General features: G+C 56.9%; 3 protein-coding genes. 2 read left to right on the top strand and 1 reads right to left on the bottom strand.

Features of this window, described 5'->3' with window-relative positions; translation table 11 throughout:
• Positions 1-745, bottom strand: a 745-nt coding sequence (locus EN893_RS08655) for a cupin domain-containing protein (protein ID WP_245490816.1), incomplete at its 3' end; no start/stop codon positions are given.
• Positions 746-973: 228 nt separating this feature from the next.
• Between EN893_RS08655 and EN893_RS08650 the strand changes: the two genes are divergently transcribed.
• Positions 974-1786, top strand: a complete 813-nt coding sequence (locus tag EN893_RS08650; RefSeq protein WP_127266654.1) for a HAMP domain-containing sensor histidine kinase — start codon at positions 974-976, stop codon at positions 1784-1786.
• A gap of 377 nt (positions 1787-2163) precedes the next feature.
• Positions 2164-2527, top strand: a 364-nt coding sequence (locus tag EN893_RS08645; protein ID WP_128361489.1) for a response regulator, incomplete at its 3' end; no start/stop codon positions are given.

Raw genomic sequence — 2527 nt, 5'->3', positions numbered from 1 at the left:
CGCCTTCGATGTAGTATTGCCACTCGTCGGCATTGGGGTGCCAATGCAGTTCGCGCATCGCCCCAGGCTCGATTTCCAACAACGAACCGGCCATCGTGGTAGAGATCGGAAACTCGTCTACCGACACGGTTCTTTGCGTTCCCCCGCCCGGCACCCGTCGCGGTTGCTGAGCATAAAGCGGGTAGCGATGGAATGTTGTCAGTTCCGGAACCGGCCGCGGCTCGGCATCCCGGGACCGGTCATCGGGCGCCGGGCCGGTTGCGAAATAGGCCTCTCCGTGCGGCAGCATTGACAGGCACTCAGCGGAAAGGCCCAGATTTTGTCGTACGACCTCCGCTGGCGTACAAGACAGCCAGTCGGTGATGCTGAAGGTATGATCCTCTGAGAAATCGCCATTGTCGAAGATGAGAATGAAATGGCATTCGCCGGGTCCGAGGCCCTGGATAGAATGACCCCATCCGCGCGGGAAATACCAAACATCACCCGGGCCGAACGTATCGGTCGCCGCTCCCCCGTTTGGATTAAGAACCGTTGTGCGGCAGTTGCCAGAAATCACATACGCCCATTCCGCGGCGTTGGCATGCCAATGCAGTTCGCGCATGGCGCCAGGATCGAGACGCATCGACACGCCGGCGATACCGATGCTGGCGGGAAACTGGTGTATCGACGCGCCCCGCGTGATGCCGCCGTTGCCGACACGTGGGATGGACTTTTCGAGTTGGTATCGGAACGAAGGCATGGTCATATTTGATTCCTTTGCTTCAACAAAACGGTAGGCTTGCCGTACTGGGTCCCCCAGATTGTGTGAAGCTAAGCGGCGGTTGGCACTTCAGATATCGGCGCAAGGGATCGTTCTTCCGTACATAAGTACGGTCGCTCGCCCGTGTAGGCGACCGCGACTGCCGCTACGTGGGATTATTCACGATCGACCTTCGCCGTAGCGTGGCGTCGAGCATAACGGCGAAGATCGGGAATGAAGATGACGACAGAGCAAGCGAGTGCAGAAGCAGTGGAGCGCGCATTAGCATCGCGTGCCGCAATGGCGAGGATGATGGCGGTAGCGGGCCACGATTTGAAGCAACCGCTGCATGTCGCGATGATGTCGCTCGCCTACGCGGCAGAAGCTGGTATGCCGGCCCTTATTGCAGATCGTCTCCGCATCGCACTTGATGCCATGAAGCGCCTCGGTAGCGAACTCGATGACATCGCTCGCTTGTCGCAGAAGGACGAGACGTTGCAACCGCGCCGCCAGAATGTCCTCCTTGCTCAAGTACTGGAGCGGGTCGAAAGCGACTGGCGCTTCTATGCAGAGGCTTGCGGCGTCGAGCTTCGGATAATCTCATCCGACAGCATCGTCGAAACGGATCCTGAAATGCTCCACACGATCCTGCGCAATTTGGTCGGCAATGCGATTAAGTATAGCGGTCCGCGTGGCCATGTCCGACTGGTGTGTCGGACCAGGCGCCACAGAGCGTGCATCGACGTGCAGGACGACGGCGCCGGCATCCCCGCAGCACGCCTCGAACGCATCTTCGACGCATTCGAGCGCGGTGATTCCGCTGAGTGGGACGGAATGGGTCTTGGCCTTATGATCGTCCGCCAGACTGCGGATCTGCTTCGCCATCAAGTCGCGGTGAGATCAATCCAAAATGTCGGATCGACGTTCTCCATCGAACTGCCTCTTGCAAATAGTGTCGAACGCATGTGGAGAGTCCGACCAAGTCCCAGCGGCACGGAAAGAATGACCCTGCGCCGCAACTTCCGTGCTTCGCGCAGATCGAGATAATCTCGCTCCGGCACTGCACCGGAGCGAGAGTTAAAATTCGGAGTGAACAACGCTCCCCTTGCTCTCGCCTTGATCACTTGATCAGCAAACTGTTCTCGGCTCTGAGTGTGAACTTCCCTTGGGTGGAGAGGGGCACTGCACAATCGCATGGGAAGTGCGGCGAACTGGATGCGGACGTCTGATCGGTCAACGTAGGTCTAATGGAAATGTTTAATGGTGCTGAATCACGGTCTTCATTACACACAGGTTTATGACCAGAAACCAGACAGGCGCACCGTTTCCCAACGCAATGCTGCCAATCTTTGATCATTGTGCCACCTCTTTCACGCGTTTTCTGAGTAGAACTCGAAGAGAAATTAAAGATTAAGGTCGAACCAATGGAAAATACGGCAAAAGAGCTTCTTGACACCGTGACGTCGGGTGCATTCCTAGCTTTATCGGGCGACGGCACCTCTCGTCGTCAAACGTCCCGAAGCGAGTTTGCCGGTAGGGACTCCAGCGTATCTATAATTGATGCCGACATTATGGTTCGCCAAGCTCTTCAAGATCTTCTGAAATCCATCGATCTCTCCTCACAAGCATTCGGTTCGGTCAGTGATTTTCTTCAGCGGAACAGGTCGCCTGACAACCCAAGTTGCATCGTCCTGGACGTCCGGCTTCCGGGGCTCAGCGGACTTGAGTTCCAAGAGCATCTCGCCCGGTCGGGAGTTAAGACTCCGATCGTCTTCCTTACCGCCCATG

It is taken from the genome of Mesorhizobium sp. M7A.F.Ca.CA.004.04.2.1 (assembly GCF_004022825.1).
Taxonomy (GTDB): Bacteria; Pseudomonadota; Alphaproteobacteria; order Rhizobiales; family Rhizobiaceae; genus Mesorhizobium.
This window is presented reverse-complemented; position numbering and strand designations above follow the sequence as displayed.

Bases quoted from the DNA above. Each gene is read 5' to 3' on its own strand.
- EN893_RS08650 (WP_127266654.1), top strand. From the start codon at position 974: ATGAAGATGACGACAGAGCAAGCGAGTGCAGAAGCAGTGGAGCGCGCA.